Source organism: Acinetobacter pittii (assembly GCF_022449185.1).
Taxonomy (GTDB): Bacteria; Pseudomonadota; Gammaproteobacteria; order Pseudomonadales; family Moraxellaceae; genus Acinetobacter; species Acinetobacter pittii_I.
In genome coordinates this window covers 34,576-52,405 of record NZ_JAKUKO010000007.1, presented here as the reverse complement: position 1 = coordinate 52,405, position 17,830 = coordinate 34,576, and the positions used below count along the sequence as shown (strand labels likewise).

Annotated in this window: 14 protein-coding genes and 2 tRNA genes; 12 read left to right on the top strand and 4 right to left on the bottom strand. The window is 39.0% G+C overall.

Going from position 1 to position 17,830, the window contains the following annotated elements; translation table 11 throughout:
• Genes MKX14_RS14960 through MKX14_RS14945 form a run of 4 tightly spaced genes read left to right on the top strand, consistent with a single transcriptional unit; the run spans position 1 to position 7,595 of the window.
• Positions 1–3,651: an outer membrane lipoprotein-sorting protein gene (locus MKX14_RS14960; RefSeq protein WP_240282815.1), complete on the top strand. Its 3,651-nt coding sequence runs from the start codon at positions 1–3 to the stop codon at positions 3,649–3,651.
• Positions 3,648–4,922, top strand: coding sequence for a DUF1302 family protein (locus MKX14_RS14955; RefSeq protein WP_046813542.1), 1,275 nt, complete (start codon positions 3,648–3,650; stop codon positions 4,920–4,922). Before MKX14_RS14960 ends, MKX14_RS14955 begins: the two co-directional genes overlap by 4 nt.
• Positions 4,923–4,975: 53 nt before the next feature.
• A complete protein-coding gene (locus tag MKX14_RS14950; RefSeq protein ID WP_133481959.1) occupies positions 4,976–6,841 on the top strand; it encodes an alpha/beta fold hydrolase in 1,866 nt (621 codons plus the stop codon).
• Positions 6,834–7,595: a 4'-phosphopantetheinyl transferase family protein gene (locus MKX14_RS14945; RefSeq protein WP_046813544.1), complete on the top strand. Its 762-nt coding sequence runs from the start codon at positions 6,834–6,836 to the stop codon at positions 7,593–7,595. Before MKX14_RS14950 ends, MKX14_RS14945 begins: the two co-directional genes overlap by 8 nt.
• A gap of 163 nt (positions 7,596–7,758) precedes the next feature.
• Here MKX14_RS14945 and MKX14_RS14940 read toward each other — a convergent pair.
• Positions 7,759–7,834 (bottom strand) — tRNA-Gly (locus MKX14_RS14940).
• Positions 7,835–7,878: 44 nt separating this feature from the next.
• Positions 7,879–7,954, bottom strand: a tRNA-Gly gene (locus MKX14_RS14935).
• 230 nt (positions 7,955–8,184) lie between these two features.
• On the opposite strand from MKX14_RS14935, the gene bolA reads away from it, so the two are divergent.
• From bolA to MKX14_RS14910, 5 genes are all read left to right on the top strand, one after another.
• The gene (gene bolA / locus MKX14_RS14930; protein WP_002114074.1) at positions 8,185–8,493 is read left to right on the top strand and encodes a BolA family protein; all 309 of its coding nucleotides are present in this window, start codon (positions 8,185–8,187) and stop codon (positions 8,491–8,493) included.
• 11 nt (positions 8,494–8,504) lie between these two features.
• A complete protein-coding gene (locus MKX14_RS14925) occupies positions 8,505–8,897 on the top strand; it encodes a SirB2 family protein (RefSeq protein ID WP_240282813.1) in 393 nt (130 codons plus the stop codon).
• 75 nt (positions 8,898–8,972) lie between these two features.
• Positions 8,973–9,815, top strand: coding sequence for a ParA family protein (locus tag MKX14_RS14920; protein WP_005071966.1), 843 nt, complete (start codon positions 8,973–8,975; stop codon positions 9,813–9,815).
• Positions 9,816–9,825: 10 nt separating this feature from the next.
• Complete coding sequence (locus MKX14_RS14915) at positions 9,826–10,212, top strand: hypothetical protein (protein ID WP_046813003.1); 387 nt, start codon at positions 9,826–9,828, stop codon at positions 10,210–10,212.
• 214 nt (positions 10,213–10,426) lie between these two features.
• Positions 10,427–11,017 carry a LysE family translocator gene (locus MKX14_RS14910; RefSeq protein ID WP_046813004.1) on the top strand — a complete coding sequence of 197 codons (591 nt, stop codon included), beginning with the start codon at positions 10,427–10,429 and terminating at the stop codon, positions 11,015–11,017.
• A gap of 1 nt (position 11,018) precedes the next feature.
• Here MKX14_RS14910 and dedA read toward each other — a convergent pair whose 3' ends face one another.
• Positions 11,019–11,657: a DedA family protein gene (dedA, locus tag MKX14_RS14905; protein WP_046813005.1), complete on the bottom strand. Its 639-nt coding sequence runs from the start codon at positions 11,655–11,657 to the stop codon at positions 11,019–11,021.
• 194 nt (positions 11,658–11,851) lie between these two features.
• On the opposite strand from dedA, the gene MKX14_RS14900 reads away from it, so the two are divergent.
• Positions 11,852–12,289 carry a DoxX family protein gene (locus MKX14_RS14900; RefSeq protein ID WP_002114126.1) on the top strand — a complete coding sequence of 146 codons (438 nt, stop codon included), beginning with the start codon at positions 11,852–11,854 and terminating at the stop codon, positions 12,287–12,289.
• Positions 12,290–12,354: 65 nt separating this feature from the next.
• On the opposite strand, the gene MKX14_RS14895 is transcribed toward MKX14_RS14900, so the two are convergent.
• Positions 12,355–13,572, bottom strand: a complete 1,218-nt coding sequence (locus MKX14_RS14895; RefSeq protein WP_240282901.1) for a DUF445 domain-containing protein — start codon at positions 13,570–13,572, stop codon at positions 12,355–12,357.
• 385 nt (positions 13,573–13,957) lie between these two features.
• On the opposite strand from MKX14_RS14895, the gene guaA reads away from it, so the two are divergent.
• Positions 13,958–15,526 (top strand): glutamine-hydrolyzing GMP synthase, encoded by a 1,569-nt coding sequence (gene guaA, locus MKX14_RS14890; RefSeq protein ID WP_240282811.1) that lies wholly within the window; start codon positions 13,958–13,960, stop codon positions 15,524–15,526.
• Positions 15,527–15,807: 281 nt separating this feature from the next.
• Positions 15,808–17,730 (top strand): acyltransferase family protein, encoded by a 1,923-nt coding sequence (locus MKX14_RS14885; RefSeq protein WP_240282810.1) that lies wholly within the window; start codon positions 15,808–15,810, stop codon positions 17,728–17,730.
• Positions 17,731–17,830: the final 100 nt, after the last annotated feature.

The window sequence follows — 17,830 nt, the reverse complement described above, 5'->3', positions numbered from 1 at the left end:
ATGGTGACCATAGAACATGCTTTCCTCATACCGGCCGAGATTGACAAGGTTTTTAACTACCTTGCAAACCCGGCCAATGATGCAGGTTGGCAATTGTCATGTAAGCATTCTGAACTGCTAGACAGTACTCCGCGTGTGGGCAGTAAGTACGAGATTGGTTTTAGCTTTATTGGTCGTGAAATGTCCTTTAAAGGTGAAATTACACATCTGGTACCGAATGAATTGTATGCGTTTAAAGTAGTGGAAGGACCCTTTCACTACACAGGTACTTACCGTTTCAAACCACATGCAGAAGGTACGTGGATTGAATGGGTGTTTGAGGCAGAGCCGGGTAGCTTTTTTGGTGTATTGCCGCCAGCACTGCTAAAAAAGATGGTGCTCGCCCAGTTCAAGAAAGATGTTGATAATCTTGAGGCTCTGGCTCAGAAGGGTGAAGCCTATGAGTCGGTTGGCAATGAAAATAAACCAACTATCGAGACCAGTAAACCACCTCGTAAGACTCAACAAGTAATGGAGAAATACGCACGTTGGATTCTTAGCCATCGTCGTATTGTGTTGACTGTGGTGATGCTCTTAACACTTGCTCTAGCGTATCTGGCATCTGGTGTAAAAATTATTATTGACCCAGATGCACTTGCGCCTAAAGGGCATCCGTACATCACCTCGACCAAGCTGATTGAAAAGAAATTCGGCTCCAAATATATGGTCGTGATCGGTATTACACCGAAGCAGGGTGATATTTATCAGCCGCAGGTGTTGGAGAAAGTCAAACGCATTACCGAAGAAGTTGATAATGCACCCGGTGTAGTTCGCTCAACTATGATGAGTCTGGCTGCACGTCAGGCGAAAGGGATCGAGGCTAATTCTGAAGGGTTCGATGCCAAGAAACTATTGCCGAGTAGTTCAGTCACTCAGGAGGATATCGATCACCTGAAAAAACTACTGGCACTGAATCCAACCTATATGAATTCAGTGGTATCGAAAGATCAAAGAACTGCTGCGATTTTGCTTGAGCTTGAGGAAAGTCCAGAGGGCTTCCAGAAAATGATGGGCCCAATCAACAAAATCGTAGAGAGTGAACAATCTAAAGATATGACCATTAGTGTCGGTGGTAATCCTGTGTATCTGGATAAAGCTGAAGATTACTCTAAACGTATCAATATCTTGTTCCCGATTGCCGTATTGGTGATTGGTTTATTGCACTTTGAAGCATTCCGCAGCAAGCAAGGTTTGATTCTGCCACTCGTTACAGCTTTGTTGGCTGTGGCATGGGGTATGGGCATGATGGGCTTGTTCAAACAGCCAATGGATATCTTTAACTCGCCTACGCCGATTCTGATTCTGGCCATTGCAGCAGGGCACGCCGTGCAGTTGCTCAAGCGCTACTATGAAGATTTTGATCGTTTGATTGCTCAGGGAATGGAACCTAAAGCTGCCAATAGTGAAGCTGTAGTGCAGTCTTTGGTTCGTGTGGGTCCGGTTATGGTATTGGCTGGTGGTATTGCAGCGGCTGGTTTCTTCTCATTGTTGACTTTCAATATTCCAACGATTCGTTCATTCGGTATTTTTACAGGAATCGGGATCATCAGTACGCTGGTGATTGAGATGACTTTTATTCCAGCACTCCGCTCAATGTTGCCACCGCCTTCGGCTACAAAGGTCAAACGTAAAGGTTTGCCGATCTGGGATTGGATTCCAAACCGTATTGGTGATGTCATTTTGTCAGTCCGTCCGAGAATGATGTTAATGACTGCGATTGCTGCGATGGGTGTCCTTCTTGCTATTGGCACGAGCCGTATCGTGGTCGACAACGATAGCCGTAATTTCTTCTCTCGTGACCTACCAATGCAGCAAGACGACAGATTTTTAAATCAGTCTCTTGGTGGCACAAATAGCCTTTACATTATGGTTGATACGAAGGTTCGTGATGGTATTGAAAACCCTGAAATCCTAAAAGCGATTGATAATACTGAAAAGTTCGCAAACTCAATTCCAGAGGTGGGTAAAACCATCTCTATCGTGGACTATATCAAACGAATGAATCAGGCAATGAATGCCGATCAGCCACAGGCATTTCAGGTTCCTGCAACCAAGGATGTCGTTGCTCAATATCTGCTGTTGTATTCAATGTCTGGAGAACCAACTGATTTTGAATCTTACATTGATACCACTCAACGCTATGCCAAGATCACGATTCTTCTGAAAACAGGTAGTAATCATCGAATCAAAGAAATCCTTGAGTCGCTAAAAACGTATATGGCGGGTCAATTGGGTGATAAAGCTGTAGTAAGTTTTGGTGGTGATGTGACGCAAACCATTGCTTTAACTGAAACGATGGTTCACGGCAAGCTAATGAACATTCTACAAATTTCATTTGCCGTATTCTTTATTTCAGCACTGGTCTTCCGTTCGATTTCAGCGGGACTGATTGTTCTTACACCACTTCTGTTCTCAATTCTTGCCATCTTTGGCGTAATGGGCTGGCTCGACATTCCGCTCAATATTCCGAATTCACTTATCTCGGCCATGGCAGTAGGTATTGGTGCGGATTACGCCATCTACTTCCTCTATCGCTTGCGTGAAATCTTGCGCGAAGAAGGGGGTGATATCAAAGACGCTATTCGTAAAACTTTAAGTACTGCTGGTAAGGCTTCGCTTTTTGTTGCGACTGCGGTCGCTGGTGGGTATGGCGTATTGTCTTTGTCGCAAGGCTTCCATGTCCATCAATGGCTCGCAATGTTTATTGTGATTGCAATGCTTTTCAGTGTATTTGCAACCTTAATTATGGTACCTACAATGATTCTGATGTTGAAACCTCGTTTTATCTTTTCTTCAAAGAAGAAGAGCCTTCCTGTTGCACAAACAGTTGTGACAAGCCTTTTGTTGGGTACGGCGCTTACCTTTTCATTGCCTAAAACATCTCATGCAGATGAAGTTCAAGACATTGTTAATCGTAGTAATGATGCCTCTAAGTTCTTATCTTCAACTGCTAGCGCCAAATTTATTTTGACCTCTAAAAGTGGTGAGCAACGTGTACGTCTGACTAAAAATATGACCAAACTTGCGGGAAACACTCAGAACAACATGCGTTTGACCGAGTTTATCTCGCCAGCAGATGTACAAGGCACCACAACGCTATTGATTGAGAATGCAAAAGGCAGCGATAGCATGTTTGTCTATTTGCCTGCATTGAAAAAAGTACGCCGTCTTGCATCAGCGAATAAGGGCGATGCTTTTATTGGCACGGACTTTAGTTATGGTGATGTCCTTGGCTATAAGTTAAGTGACTGGAAGTACACGAAACTTGCAGATGGCAAATTTAATGGCAAAGATTGTTACATGATCGAAGCAACGCCAATCAATAATACTGTGAAGAGTGACTTTGGTTATAGCAAACGTCGCATGTGCATACTCAAAGACAACTTTGTTACAGCAACCATCGACATTTGGGATACAGCAGGCAAACCCTTAAAGCATATTGAGTTCACGGATATCCGTCCTTACGGCAAAGTGAAACCAAGATGGCAAGCCATGAAATCTATGGCGAAGAATCTGCAAACTCAGCATATGACACAAGTGATCGTCAATGATTTTGTCGCAGAAAAAACTTTATCCGATAAGATTTTCTCACCGCAGAGTCTTGAAAAATGACGCAAGGTGCCTATTGGGTATTTGCATGCTGCAGTAGCTTTATGCTACTGCAGCATGCTTATGCAGATGACAACGAAATTAGTTTTGTGAGCCAGAACTCAGCCAGACTCGATGTCTGGTCATCAGATCGGGATTTAAGTTCTTTAAAAAACATTGGGCAAGCAAGTTTCTGGTCCAATGGTACACTCAAGTTTAACCCTGAGTTCAAGATCCGTTATGACATAAATATTGGAGATGAAACGGACCATACTGTAAACCCAGATCAGGTGAGTAAGGTGAATCGCAACTTACGTGAGTTGTATGTCTCTTACAACTGGGATCAGACATTCTATCTTGATGTTGGGCGTCAGATTGTCGTCTGGGGGAGAGCTGATGGGATTAATCCAACAGATAATCTATCGCCTCGTGACTATACGCGCCTAGTACCAGATGAAACAGATCAACGTCTTGGAAATGATGCAATCAAATTGACGTATATTCCTGAATCTGGAACCAATAAATGGACTGCATTATGGTATCCGCGTAGTCGTTCAGATGTGATTCCATTGCGTCAGATTGCTGGTGTTCAGTATGACATAGACCGTAAGAGCCGTCCTGCATTTGCAATGCGTTGGGATTATTCCGTAGATGGTCTAGATGTAGGAGCATCGTATTTCTCAGGTTCGGACCATATACCTGATCTGTCAGTTCTTTCAGCGTCTCCAACAGGAGAGGCCACATTGCAGCTGAAAAATAATCCTATGTCTGTCTATGGAGTTGATTTCAGTTATAACCATAACGATATTGTGTGGAGAGGTGAAGCTGCCTATACGCAGACAGACTCAGATGGCAGTGAAGATCTTACGCACAAAAAAAATAATCTGACCGTAGTTATGGGACCAGAATTAGCATTGAAGAATTCTACGCTGAGTTTGGTCGGCGTGTACAAACATACGGAAGACTTTAGATCCGCCGATAGTCTAACCAATCCATCATTGAGAGAAGTTTACCGTTATCAGCAAACCATCAGTAATCAATATGAGCAGGATCAGTACGGAGCTATGTTGCGCTATGCACTTAATCTACTGAATGATAATCTGAAATTTGAAGTAACCGGATTCTATTTTGCACCAGAGCCTAATGAATTATTAAGAGTACGTATTAATTACAACCTCGATGATCACTGGCAACTTAATGCAGGTGGAGATCGCTTCTGGGGCAGGAATGATACGGTGTTAGGACAATTTAGAGATAACAGTCTGGTGTATGCTCAGGTTCGATATAACTTTTAAGATAATTCGCTCCAAAACAATGTAGGAGTGCCCAGTCCCTAATAAGGTGATATATGGATAATTTAAATAACGCAAAAAAAGATAATTTTTCACAGAAGACCATATTAGTAACAGGTGCTGCGGGTTTTATTGGCAGTAGACTGATCGTTGAACTTTTGAGAGAAGGTCATCAGGTGATCGCTGCGCTGCGTAATGCCGCAATCAAGAAAGATAAACTGTTAGGTTTCATTGCAACAGAAGGGCTAGTCGATCCATCTATTTCATTTGTTGAATATGATTTAAGCCGTGATTTTAAGCTGGACTCTCTATTATCGGATGCTCAAGCAAAGATCCATGTGATTTATCATCTTGCTGCATCATTTAATTGGGGAATTAGCAAAGCTGAAGCTGAGCGTACAAATATTAAGTCAGGGCTTGCTTTGATTAAATGGGCCGCAACATTGAAGCAGCTTGAGCGATTTATCTGGATTGGTGGATATCGTGTGGCTGCTCCGCCGCAAGAGTCGGCTGATGAGTTGTATTGCAAACATGGTGGCTATGAAGCTTCAAAAATTTTGGGTTATCAAGCTTTCATTGAGGCTTGTAAGCGTTTAAATGTACCATGGACTGCAATAAATCCGGCGACTGTCATTGATGGTTTTTATAATTATGGCGATATGCAATACATTGGTGTTGCTGACATGATTGATAAGCTCTATCAGGGACGTCTGCTGGCGCTGCCTGGTGGCCGTGACACATTCCTGCCACTATGCAATATGCAGTATATCGTGAACTTTCTCATCCGAACGATGTCTTATCCTGAGACGATTGCTCAGGAGTATATGCTGCTTGATCCTGCAACACCGAAATTTCATCGTCTAGTTCACCTCGCTGCCGAGCATTTAGGGGTTAGCTCACCACATTTACAAGTACCCAAAGGTCTATTAGAGAAACTACCTGAGGTATTACTTGATGGTTCCAAAGAGCAACTTTCTTTCATTTCTACCGAGCACTACCATGTTGATGGGGCAGAGGCGATGGCGGTGAAGATGGGCATCGCGGACTTGATTAATATCACTCCTTATTTTTCTCGTTGGATTGATCGTCTGGTGCTTACACGATTTGGTCGTATGCAAGTTTCAACACCTAATTCTTTTAGCTATCAAAACCGATATTGGACAGAAATTTATACTAAACAGTCGGTTAGTTCGGAAAAATCTTCTGCATTATTTTTACATGGTATTCCATTTGATAGTGCATGTTGGTCTCCAATAATTAATAAAATCACATACGATCAAGTCGCTATGATGGACTTGCCGGGACTTGGGCGTTCAGGCAGTTATGAGGTGGTGGAGGATAACAACCGTCAGTTTATCGACACTGCTGCAAAGCTTTTAGCGCCAAATAGTGTTGTTATTGCACACTCGCTAGGGTGTCTCTTTGCATTGAATCTTGCAAAGAAATATCCAGATAAAGTTGCACGCCTTATTCTCATATCGCCTTATTTTGTTCAGGCGCAGGCCGCTAAAATGTTTCGGATACAAACCCTCTCTAACCTTATTTTCCGTTTTGTGCCAAAAGATGTGATTGCTAAAGACCTACATCCAGATGGGCAACAGAATCCGGCGGTTGGTTATGCGATGGATTCATTACGTCGAGTGTCGGTAGCCAAGCATATTAGTGAGTATATGCACCGCATTAGTTTGCCAGAACAGCGTGCAACTCAAACAGCTTTGTTACATGAGCTTGGATCTAAAGTTGAAATCGTTGTGGGAGATAAAGACCCAATTGTTACCACAATAAGCTCAGATATCCCTATACATGTTATCGCTGGCGCAGGCCATAATCCGCACGTTACACATGTAGATGCGGTTTCTGACTATCTCGCACCTGTTCTAACCAAATACATCAGCACCACAGCACAGCTCAGTGATGTCTGATATTTCCAAAGTACAGGTTTATGTCTGCCCAGTTTCACGGGTGCCACAAAACCACTTAATATTGAGTCATTATCTCAGCTTTCTCAATGCGGCAGAAAAGTTGAGATATGATCAATATCATTCTCAGGCTGCACGACTTTTCTTAATCTCTCGTGTCTTAACGAAGTCTGTTTTAGCAGATAAATTGGGTATTTCACCCCATGAAGTTAATATTCAATTACAACCGAACGGCAAACCTTTTGTACAAGGCAGTAAGGCTATTTATTTTAATCTTAGTCACTCAGCGGACGTTATTGTCCTTGCTGTGACTAAAGAAGGAGAAATAGGAGTCGATGTTGAACGGGTGGACCGTGAGTTCGATTGGATGCGTGTCGATAGCGTGTTAGCGCCAAGTGAAATTGAATGGATTCAGGAAAATGAAAGGATTGATCCATCCAGTGTATATCAGCGGTTTTTTCATATATGGACCTTAAAAGAATCCTATATTAAATGTACTGGTGAAGGAATGAGCCGTCATTTAAAGAAGCTCAACTTTCATGTGTTAGCTGAACATATAGATTTTCTCGATTCGACTGGTGATGTTCAAAAGACAGAAGAATATTATTTCCAAAGTTATAGCTATGATCATAACTTTATCTTTTCAATCTGTTTACAGCAGCGTCTTGCCCAAGAAAGATTTGATCTAGATTATTTTCAATTAGTGCCGTGTATATCTACGCATCGGATAACACCAGTACACTGCAAATATAACTAGATTAACTCGATACAATTAGTGGTTTAAAAATCTGAGTCTATTAATGAAACACTCAGGCTTGAGTCGAGCTATTCTCAAAATATGCTGTGAATCGATAGAACGTAAAATCATGGAACGATAAAAAGAAAAAAGCCCCAGTCTTTCGACTAGGGCCTTTTAAATTTGGAGCGGGAAACGAGACTCGAACTCGCGACCCCAACCTTGGCAAGGTTATGCTCTACCAACTGAGCTATTCCCGCATATATAAGCAGTTTTTACTAAAACTTTCTCAAAAAAACCAATTTGGAGCGGGAAACGAGACTCGAACTCGCGACCCCAACCTTGGCAAGGTTATGCTCTACCAACTGAGCTATTCCCGCGTGCCGCTTATAATACATTAAGCAAAACAAGGGTCAACAACTTTATGCAAATAATTATGCTGATTGCATAAAATAAAAACAGAAATGAGGATTTAGCGGTATTTTTGTTGTTAAGTTGCCGAATAAATAGACATTTTGTTTGAAGTCAAAGCATACAAGAGCAACTTTTGTTTGTGTGTAGACAGGGTATACTAGGTTCAAATATACGAATAATCGTAAAAGGAAAAGCTATGAGCCTTGAACAACAGTTGATTGAACGGTTACAAACACTTGCACCTAGCCATTTGGAAGTGATCAATGAGTCTGCCGGGCACGGTGGTTATTTTCCAGGTAAAGAATCTCATTTTAAAGTGATTATAGTGAGCGACGAATTTAATGGATTACGTTTGGTTCAACGTCATCAAAAAGTATACGCCTTAGCTTCTGATTTGATGAATCCGGGCCAAATTCATGCTTTAGCAATTCATGCTTATTTGCCAAGTGAGTGGCAAGGTCAAGCACCTGCTAGCCCAGAATGTGCACATGCACCTAAAAGCTAAGGGTTAATTTCATGGATGCACATTTACTCACTAAAATTATTCATATGACTGCGGTAGCTGCCGCACTTATGGTCTTTGTTTTACGCGCTTCAACTCTGTTTATAGGTGTTCAAGGTGAACAACCTAATCCAGCAGGGCGTAAAGTATTAGTTGCCTTACAACATTTGTCATTTACCGTGGTTTTCATTACGGGTGCAATTTTGTTAGTCATGAAACACTTTCAAGTACAACCTTGGTTTTACGCTAAAGTTATTCTATTTTTAGTGTTGTTATCTTCCCTGATGAAAGCCTTTAAAAAAGATGACACTCTTTTGTTGGCACAGCGTCGTGCAGGTTTAGTCATTAGTGCGATTGCATTTATTGCTATTATTATCTTAGTGATTGTGAAACCTGTTTTTGCTTAATTGTTCTACATTCTTTGCCTTTTTGATTAAGCTCTAGGTTAAACTGCGTACAGTAAATAATATGCAGAGGGAAACATGTTAACTCGTGTGGTGTTTAACCAAAAAGGCGGTGTAGGGAAATCAAGTATTACTGTAAATTTGGCTGCAATTAGCGCCAAACATGGCTTAAGAACATTGGTGATCGATCTTGATCCCCAAGCCAATTCTAGTCAGTATCTTTTAGGTGACGAAGCAACCTATTCTGCTGAAAAATCAATTTTAGAGCCAAATATCGAAAATTTCTTTGATGATGTGTTGGGCAACAATCAACAAAAGGGTTTAATCGGTAACGCATTAGGTTCAATTTTAAAAGCTCCAAGAAATAAAGATCTCGACAGTTTTGTTCATTCAACTCCTTTTGCAAAATTAGATGTGCTTCCAGCAAGCCCTACACTTGGCGCGCTTGAACATGCGCTTGAAAGTAAACATAAAATTTATAAATTACGTGATTCGATCCAAAACTTAGTTGGGCGATATGACCGTATTTATATAGACACACCACCAGCATTTAACTTTTTTACTCTTTCTGCTCTGATTGCAGCAGATAAAGTACTTATTCCTTTCGACTGTGATGTTTTTTCAAAGCGTGCGTTACAAACATTGATTGAAAATGTCCTCGAAACGCAAGATGATCATAATGATCGCTTGGAAATTGAAGGAATTGTGGTGAATCAATTCCAATCCCAAGCAAAATTACCTCGGGAAGTGGTTCAGCAGTTAAAAGATGAAGGGTTGCCTGTACTCAATAGCATGTTACCGCCTTCGATTTTGATGAAAGAATCGCATCAGAAAAATTTACCTTTGGCCCATTTGGCACCCGAACATAAATTGACTCAAGCTTATGAGACATTGTTTGGTGAGATTGAGCCAAAACGATAAGAGAAAAATGATGAAAGGCTTATATATTGTGCCTTTGGTGGCAGCCACTTTATTCCTTGGCGCTTGTGCTACAACGGTAAAACCGACTTATGTGTCTCCGACACAATATCAATCTTTGAGCTGCCAACAGCTACAAAGTGAATATAACCGTATTCAGCAATATATCGACAATGGCGTGCAAACTCCAAAAAGTACTGGTATGGGTGTTGGTCTTGGACTCGGTGGTGGCTGGGGACGAGGTGGTTGGGGATTCGGTCCATCTATTTCTGTAAATATGGGACAGTCTTCTTCAACGAAAAATACCGAACTTTCACGTGTTTTAGGCCAACAAGAAGCGATTGTTCAGGCTGCTCAGTTCAAAAATTGTCCAATTATTGTCCGTAAAAAGACCAATTAATAGTCAACTTTGCATCACAATATGCTAACTAAGGCATGTTGTGATGAATAAAGTTTAGCAAAATGTTTCATAATAAAATTAATATAAATAAATGATTTATCAATTTTAAAGCTTCTAAAATTCTGTATTTTTTGTATTCAAAAAGCCTCATAAACTTGCTATATTTTACCTGTTTCGTTTAAGGTGGCCCCATCTTGGATATTATGGAAACTTTATGATTGAGAGTTGGTTTTTTGTATTGGCAATGTTGGCTGTTTTGCTCATTCCAGGGCCGACAAATGCTTTACTTGCAACCGCTGCTCATTCTCAAGGTTTATCTAAAGCATTTTGGCTTATCCCCATGGAATGGTTAGGCTATGCCTACGGGATTAGTTTTTGGGCTGTGTTTATTCATTTGGCAGCACCAGTTTGGCCTGCGTTATTGCTCATTTTGCATATTACAAGTGTGGCATATGTATTTTGGATGGCATTCCGATTATGGAAAACGACGCATTTACAACAATTTAGTCAAAACCATCGTAATATTCGCCCACGTCAATTATTTTACTCAACTTTAAGAAATCCGAAGTCTTTGCTTTTTGCCGCTGGTATTTTTCCTGCTGAAACATGGAATTCACCTGAAAATTGTCTAATGGTATTTGGTGTTTTTACATTGACTCTTATTCCTGTTGCGAGTTTTTGGATGATTTTTGGACGTGCATTATTAACGGGCCCAGTACAGAAAATAAAAGCCGATCATTTATATAAAGGATCGGCTATGTTACTCATTTTATGTATGCTTCCAGTGGTATTCCGTTTCTTCTAAATTAAGTGGTTTTTCGACTTTTTAGTTTCTCACGTATAAAGCCGATGATGCCCGGTAAAACACTAATAATAATGATGCCAAAAATAAGATGAGTGAAGTTATCTTTAACGATTGGCATATTTCCAAATAGATAGCCCAATGCCACAAAAGAAGCGACCCAACAAAATGCGCCAATCACATTATAAGTTAAGAAAAACTTATAGTTCATGCTGCCAGCACCCGCAACAAAAGGGGCAAAAGTACGGGCAAATGGAACAAAGCGAGCAAAAATAATTGTTTTGCCACCATGACGAGCAAAGAATTCTTGAGTTTTAATTAAATGCTGCTTATTAATGAATCGTGAATTCATTTCAAATACACGTGGACCGATAAAACGACCAATATGGTAGTTCACTGTATCGCCTAAAACGGCAGCAATGAAGAGTAGAGCACCCAATAACCATGGATCCATCGCACCTGTAGATGCTGCTAAAGCACCAGCTGCAAATAGTAAACTATCCCCGGGTAAAAACGGCATAACCACTAAACCGGTTTCGACAAAGATAATTAAAAATAAAATGCCATAAATCCACGTCCCGTAGTTTGTAATAAACTCGGCGAGATGCTGATCAACGTGTAGAATAAAATCAATAAGTTCCATGAGATGATTAAGTGGTAAACCGTGCTCAAATCCTAGCAGTGAGCCTATAGAAAGTCAGTATAAAACATCAAAAATATACAAATTGATCATCCTGTTTGTGCAACGATATATATGGATTTTGAGTATTTAATTATCAATGTCCCAAACCTAGAATGAGCTCATGAATAAATAAGCATTTAAATAAAGGTGGCAAAATGTTTAATCCAAATGTAGTGGTCAAAAATATCGTAACGCAATCCGGCGCAGACAGTTTTATTAGCCTTATTGCTCGTCTTCTTATGGCTTATATCTTCCTTGTTGCTGGTTGGGGGAAAATTACCGGTTATGCAGCGACTGCAGGATATATGGAAGCAATGGGTGTACCAGGTGGGATTCTTCCTTTAGTTATCTTGGTTGAGTTTGGTGGTGGTTTAGCCTTGTTATTTGGGTTCCAAGCACGCTTTGCAGCTTTCGGTCTTGGTATCTTCAGTATTTTAACTGCATTCTTGTTCCACCAAGGTGGGGCTGATGCAGCGGCACAATACAATAATGGCATCCACTTTATGAAAAACTTAGCAATGGCAGGTGGTTTATTCTTCCTAATGCTTCATGGTGCTGGCCGTATTAGTTTAGATCATGCAATTGAAAAATAAGATGTAAGACAAAATAAAACCGGATGAGCAATTCATCCGGTTTTTTTATTTCTTTATTTTAAAAATTAAAGCATAAATTGGATTTGCAATTCACCAACCACGAAACCAAGAACTGCGCCGACTGCAATCAAGGCCCACTCATCTTCTTTAAATGCAGGACGTAACATCCCTTCAAATTCAGAAGGTGTTAATTTTTGCATACGTTCAATGAGTGTGCTACGAATATTCATTGCATCTTCTGCATAAGACTCTACATATTTCATCGTCTCTGGAAGCTGTTGCATAATACGTTCAGCAACTTGTGATTTCATATTCTGATATTTTTCTCCGCCAATTGCGTATACAACTAAGGGACGAATAACCCCAGCTTGCATATCAATTTCTTGTTTAACATGGCGGTTAACCAGATCAATAACACGCGCAGAATGTGTACCCGAAAATAACTCTTCCATCATGTGACGTGAAGTTAAAAGCTGTTTAGAAATTAAAGCTGCATAGTCAGCTGCAACCTCATTTTGACGTTTAATGAACAGACCTTGCCATGTGTAACCCAATATCTTTTTAGGATAAAGTGGTCTAAACATCATTTGCAGTGCAATCCAGTCACTAAAGAAACCCACAAAACCACCAAACAAAGGTAGCATCCAAGGATATTTTCCTTGAGTGACAATCCAGCACAGCATCTGAATCACACCGATACCGAAGCCAAATACAAAACCCACGTTACTAAAAAATTTAAATTCTTGTTTCCCTACACGTTTAAAAATATTGTTGAGTAAACGTTTATCTTTAAGCAAGTTGCTGATAACAAGATGTTTAATATCAAAGTATCGATTCACATCATGTTGTACTTCGCTCATGATGTGTTCAACGATTTCGGGTGCTTTAGATTGCACACGACGGATGAGTCTTTGGCGAGCAAATTCTGGCATGCCTTCCCATAAACCGGGCTGATACTCTTGAGCAACGTCACGAGTAATATCTTCAGCCGCTGCAAGTAGAGGTTTTTCTATTTCTTTGGCAATACGTTTAGGATCTAGGCGTGCAAAAATTTCTTCAGGTTTAATCAGCTTTGCTGTCATGAGTTCAACAGCAATGGTTGCCATTTTCTCGGCTTTGCGAGGCACAATGCCTTGCCAACCCAAAAATGGTTTAATACCTTTAAATTCAAGTGGTGAAAACATCATCTGGATGGCAACCACCTTGGTGATATAGCCAATTAAACCACTCATAAAAGGAATAGAGACATACAACCAAAAATGTTGCTGGAAATCTGCAATCATAGTTTGAAGCATTGTTGTTCCTTAGATTTCTATTGATTTTGATAGGGGGCAACAAGCCATAAAAATGGATAATTGTTTAAGCACAGACAAATATCGCTTATGGTATTTACCTTTCCATGGTAATGCCTGTTTTATCGGCTCATCTTAACATCAAATTCAAGGCGATGTTGCATAGAATGTGATGAATTTATCAATACATATGCAGTTTTTAAGCGTAACCCATACAGTTGATAAATATAAGTAAATTTTGATTTATATCAAACAATCCAATTATAGAAATGATTCTGATATGAAAAAAATAAGATATATGATGATTTGCGGTGCGCCGAAGCGCGAAAAATGTTAAAATGGCGCGCTTAATTCTTTTGCCATTTAGTGGTTTGTCATGACTACCAATACTCAAATTACTGAAGATCGTATCCTGATTCTGGATTTCGGCTCTCAATATAGTCAGCTGATTGCACGTCGTGTACGTGAAGCTGGTGTTTACTCTGAAATGTATGCTTTTGATATGTCTGAAGAAGACATTCGTGCTTTTAAGCCAAATGGCATTATTTTGTCAGGTGGACCTGAGAGTGTGCATGAAGAAGGCAGCCCTCGCGCACCACAAGTAGTGTTTGAGTTAGGCGTTCCAGTATTGGGTATTTGCTATGGCTTGCAAACCATGTCTGAACAGTTAGGCGGTAAAGTTGAGCCGGGTACTGTACATGAGTTTGGTTATGCCGAAGTTGATATCGTTAAACGCGACCAACTGATTGGTAACTTAGAAGACCGTGAAAACCAACTTCATGTTTGGATGAGCCATGGTGACAAAGTTAGCCAGATTCCAGAAGGCTTTACCATTACTGCAAGCACACCAAGCTGTCCAGTTGCTGCTGTAAGTGATGAAGCGCGTCGTTTCTATGGCGTGCAATTCCACCCAGAAGTAACACACACGGCAAAAGGTGAAGAGTTACTTGCAAACTTCGTTCATAAAATTTGTGGATGTGGTGGTCTTTGGACCCCTGAACACATCATTGATTTACGTGTAGAACAATTACGTGAACAAATCGGTGATGAAAAAGTTCTTTTAGGTCTTTCTGGTGGTGTTGACTCGTCTGTCGTTGCTGCTCTTTTACATAAAGCAATTGGCGACCAGCTAACATGTGTATTTGTTGATAATGGTTTACTTCGTTTAAACGAAGGTGACCAAGTGATGCAAATGTTTGCTGAAAACATGGGTATCCGTGTTATTCGTGCAGATGCTGAACAACGTTTCTTAACTGCATTGGCTGGTGAAGTTGATCCAGAGAAAAAACGTAAAATCATTGGTCGTGAATTTATTGAAGTTTTTGCTGAAGAAGCACGTAAACTTGATGGCGTGAAATTCTTAGCACAAGGTACGATTTACCCAGACGTAATCGAATCTGCTGCAAGCAAACAAGGTAAAGCACACGTAATTAAATCTCACCACAACGTAGGTGGTTTACCAGAAGATTTAGCATTTGAATTGGTAGAGCCTTTACGTGACTTGTTCAAAGACGAAGTTCGTAAGTTAGGTACTACACTTGGCTTGCCACATAGCATGATTTACCGTCATCCATTCCCGGGACCTGGTTTAGGTGTTCGTATTTTGGGTGAAGTGAAGAAAGAATATGCTGATATTCTTCGTCTTGCTGATGACATCTTCATGCAAGAGCTTCGTGACAGCGGTTGGTATGATAAAACTGCTCAAGCATTTGCTGTGTTCCAACCAGTTAAGTCAGTTGGCGTAGTAGGTGACGGTCGTCGTTATGCATGGGTAATTGCGCTTCGTGCAGTTGAAACGGTTGACTTTATGACAGCTCGTTTTGCACATTTACCATACGAATTGGTTGATAAAATCTCAACGCGTATTATGAATGAAATTAAAGATGTATCACGTGTTGTATACGACGTGTCATCTAAACCACCAGCAACGATTGAGTGGGAGTAAAATTGGGGGTTCAAAATGCAACGCATTTTGCCAATTTTACGCCAAGGGCTATGCCCGCAGCAGTATCTGGTTTTAAGAAGCAGCGCTTCTTGCCTGAGTTGCGACATGAGCGAGCTTAAGAAATTGTTATGAAGTGCAAGATGCATGTGGCAGTGTAGTATTTATAGAATAGTCTAATAAAAAGCTGACTTGGAAGAGTCGGCTTTTTTCTTTTTAATTAATCACTAACTCTGATTGAAGTTATAGAATATGCAAACTTATAGCTTTATCCCTTACTCTACATGCAATTTAGATACGATATAAATGGACTAAGAGCAATTGCTGTTCTTGCAGTGGTCATTTTTCACTTTACTCCAAAATGGTTACCAGGTGGATTTGTAGGAGTAGATGTTTTCTTTGTCATTTCTGGATTTCTAATGACAGCTATTATTTTTAATAGCGTGCAAAAAAACACTTTTAATCTGTTCGAATTTTATATAGCTCGTGCCAATCGTATCATCCCTGTTTTAGCCACAATGTCTGTTGTACTTTTAATATTTGGCTGGTTCTACTTATTACCTACAGAGTATAAAGATTTAGGACAACAAATCGAGAAAGGCTCTTTATTTACTTCAAATCTTCTTTTTGCAAAAGGTGGTGGGTATTTTGATACTGCAGAGCATACAAAATGGCTACTACATACATGGTCTTTATCAGTTGAATGGCAGTTTTATATATTTTATCCAATTATTATTATTATATTAAAAAAATATTTAAGTTTTAAAAATATTAAACGTGTGATTATAACTTTATCTTTGATAAGTTTTATATATTGTATTTATGCTACTTATAAAGATAGTAAAACAGCTTATTTCTTGTTAACAAGTCGTGCTTGGGAAATGCTTTTAGGAGGGGTGGCATTTCTTTATCCATGGTCGTTAGAGAAAAAAGATATTAAAATTATTACTCAATGTCTTGGTCTGATATTAATTTTGGTGTCTTATTTCTTAATTTCTAAAGATATTCTCTGGCCTGGTTATATGGCTGTAATCCCTGTATTAGGTGCCTACTTGATTATCTCAAGTAACTATCAAAATAATATTATAATAATTAATCCGATTTTTAACTATATTGGTAAATGGTCATATTCTATCTATGTATGGCATTGGCCTTTAGTTGTTTTTGGATTTTATTTTGATTTAGTTAATTGGTGGATTTATGGAGTTCCACTTTCAATTTTACTGGGCTTTTTGAGTTATGAGTTCATTGAAAAACTTAAATTCACGCGCTATTCATCATGGAGAGAGATTTATAAAGTTAAACCTCTTTATATCTTTTTATTTATTTTTGGATGTGTATATATAATTCAAAAAATGGATGGATTTATTTCACGGCTACCCAATAGTGTAAAAATTGCACAAAATGAAATGCAGAATTCTAATCCTTATAATTGTAAAAAAAATGAATTATATGAATGTGTTATTGGTAATAAAAATAATATTAGAGCAATCATAATAGGTGATAGTCATGCTGATTCTTTAACAACTTCTTTAGCTTCCATTTTTAACTTAAAATCGCAAGGAATTATTTCTTTAGCAACATCTGCCTGTCCTTTAATAACTGATATCAAATTTTATAGCGGTATAAATATTTGTTCACAGATTAATGAGGAGCGTTTTAAATTAATTAAATTAAAAAAATATGAAAATATTCCTATTGTTTTAGTAGCAAGATATTCAAATTATTTAATGGGAGAAAATGACCCGGATCGTATGTATAATAATGATCCAAGACCATTAATTTATTTTGGAAATAATTCAAACTTGTCTAATGTAGATAGATTTATGTTATTTGAGAGAAATTTAAAAAATACCTTATGTAAAATTTCTAAAAGAAATCCTGTTTATATTGTTCAACCAATTCCAGAATTGGGATTTAATGCTCCAAAGAGAATAATTAAAAATAGATTTCATAATTCTAAAAAAGAAACATCAATTTCATATAGAGATTATTTAATAAGATCGGAAAAAACTCGTAAAATTATTAATAGAAGTGCGGTTGATTGTGGTGTAACAGTACTAGATCCTTCAAAAATTTTATGCAAAACAGGAAAATGTATCTCCGAATATAAAGGACGTCCTATTTATCGTGATGGAGATCATTTAAGTGAGTATGGTAATAAAATTTTAAAGCCTATGTTTAGAGAGGTGCTTGAAAAATATTGATTTAATATATGTTTTTTTATTTAACGTAATGGATATTATATTAAATATAAAGGTGAATTTTAATATAAGAAGTTTGCTTTATAAATAATTTTAATATTCA

Coding starts and splice junctions, on each gene's coding strand:
- MKX14_RS14960 (WP_240282815.1), top strand. CDS start 1: ATGGTGACCATAGAACATGCTTTCCTCATACCGGCCGAGATTGACAAG.
- MKX14_RS14955 (WP_046813542.1), top strand. CDS start 3,648: ATGACGCAAGGTGCCTATTGGGTATTTGCATGCTGCAGTAGCTTTATG.
- MKX14_RS14950 (WP_133481959.1), top strand. CDS start 4,976: ATGGATAATTTAAATAACGCAAAAAAAGATAATTTTTCACAGAAGACC.
- MKX14_RS14945 (WP_046813544.1), top strand. CDS start 6,834: ATGTCTGATATTTCCAAAGTACAGGTTTATGTCTGCCCAGTTTCACGG.
- bolA (WP_002114074.1), top strand. CDS start 8,185: ATGAGCCTTGAACAACAGTTGATTGAACGGTTACAAACACTTGCACCT.
- MKX14_RS14925 (WP_240282813.1), top strand. CDS start 8,505: ATGGATGCACATTTACTCACTAAAATTATTCATATGACTGCGGTAGCT.
- MKX14_RS14920 (WP_005071966.1), top strand. CDS start 8,973: ATGTTAACTCGTGTGGTGTTTAACCAAAAAGGCGGTGTAGGGAAATCA.
- MKX14_RS14915 (WP_046813003.1), top strand. CDS start 9,826: ATGAAAGGCTTATATATTGTGCCTTTGGTGGCAGCCACTTTATTCCTT.
- MKX14_RS14910 (WP_046813004.1), top strand. CDS start 10,427: ATGATTGAGAGTTGGTTTTTTGTATTGGCAATGTTGGCTGTTTTGCTC.
- dedA (WP_046813005.1), bottom strand. CDS start 11,657: ATGGAACTTATTGATTTTATTCTACACGTTGATCAGCATCTCGCCGAG.
- MKX14_RS14900 (WP_002114126.1), top strand. CDS start 11,852: ATGTTTAATCCAAATGTAGTGGTCAAAAATATCGTAACGCAATCCGGC.
- MKX14_RS14895 (WP_240282901.1), bottom strand. CDS start 13,572: ATGATTGCAGATTTCCAGCAACATTTTTGGTTGTATGTCTCTATTCCT.
- guaA (WP_240282811.1), top strand. CDS start 13,958: ATGACTACCAATACTCAAATTACTGAAGATCGTATCCTGATTCTGGAT.
- MKX14_RS14885 (WP_240282810.1), top strand. CDS start 15,808: ATGCAATTTAGATACGATATAAATGGACTAAGAGCAATTGCTGTTCTT.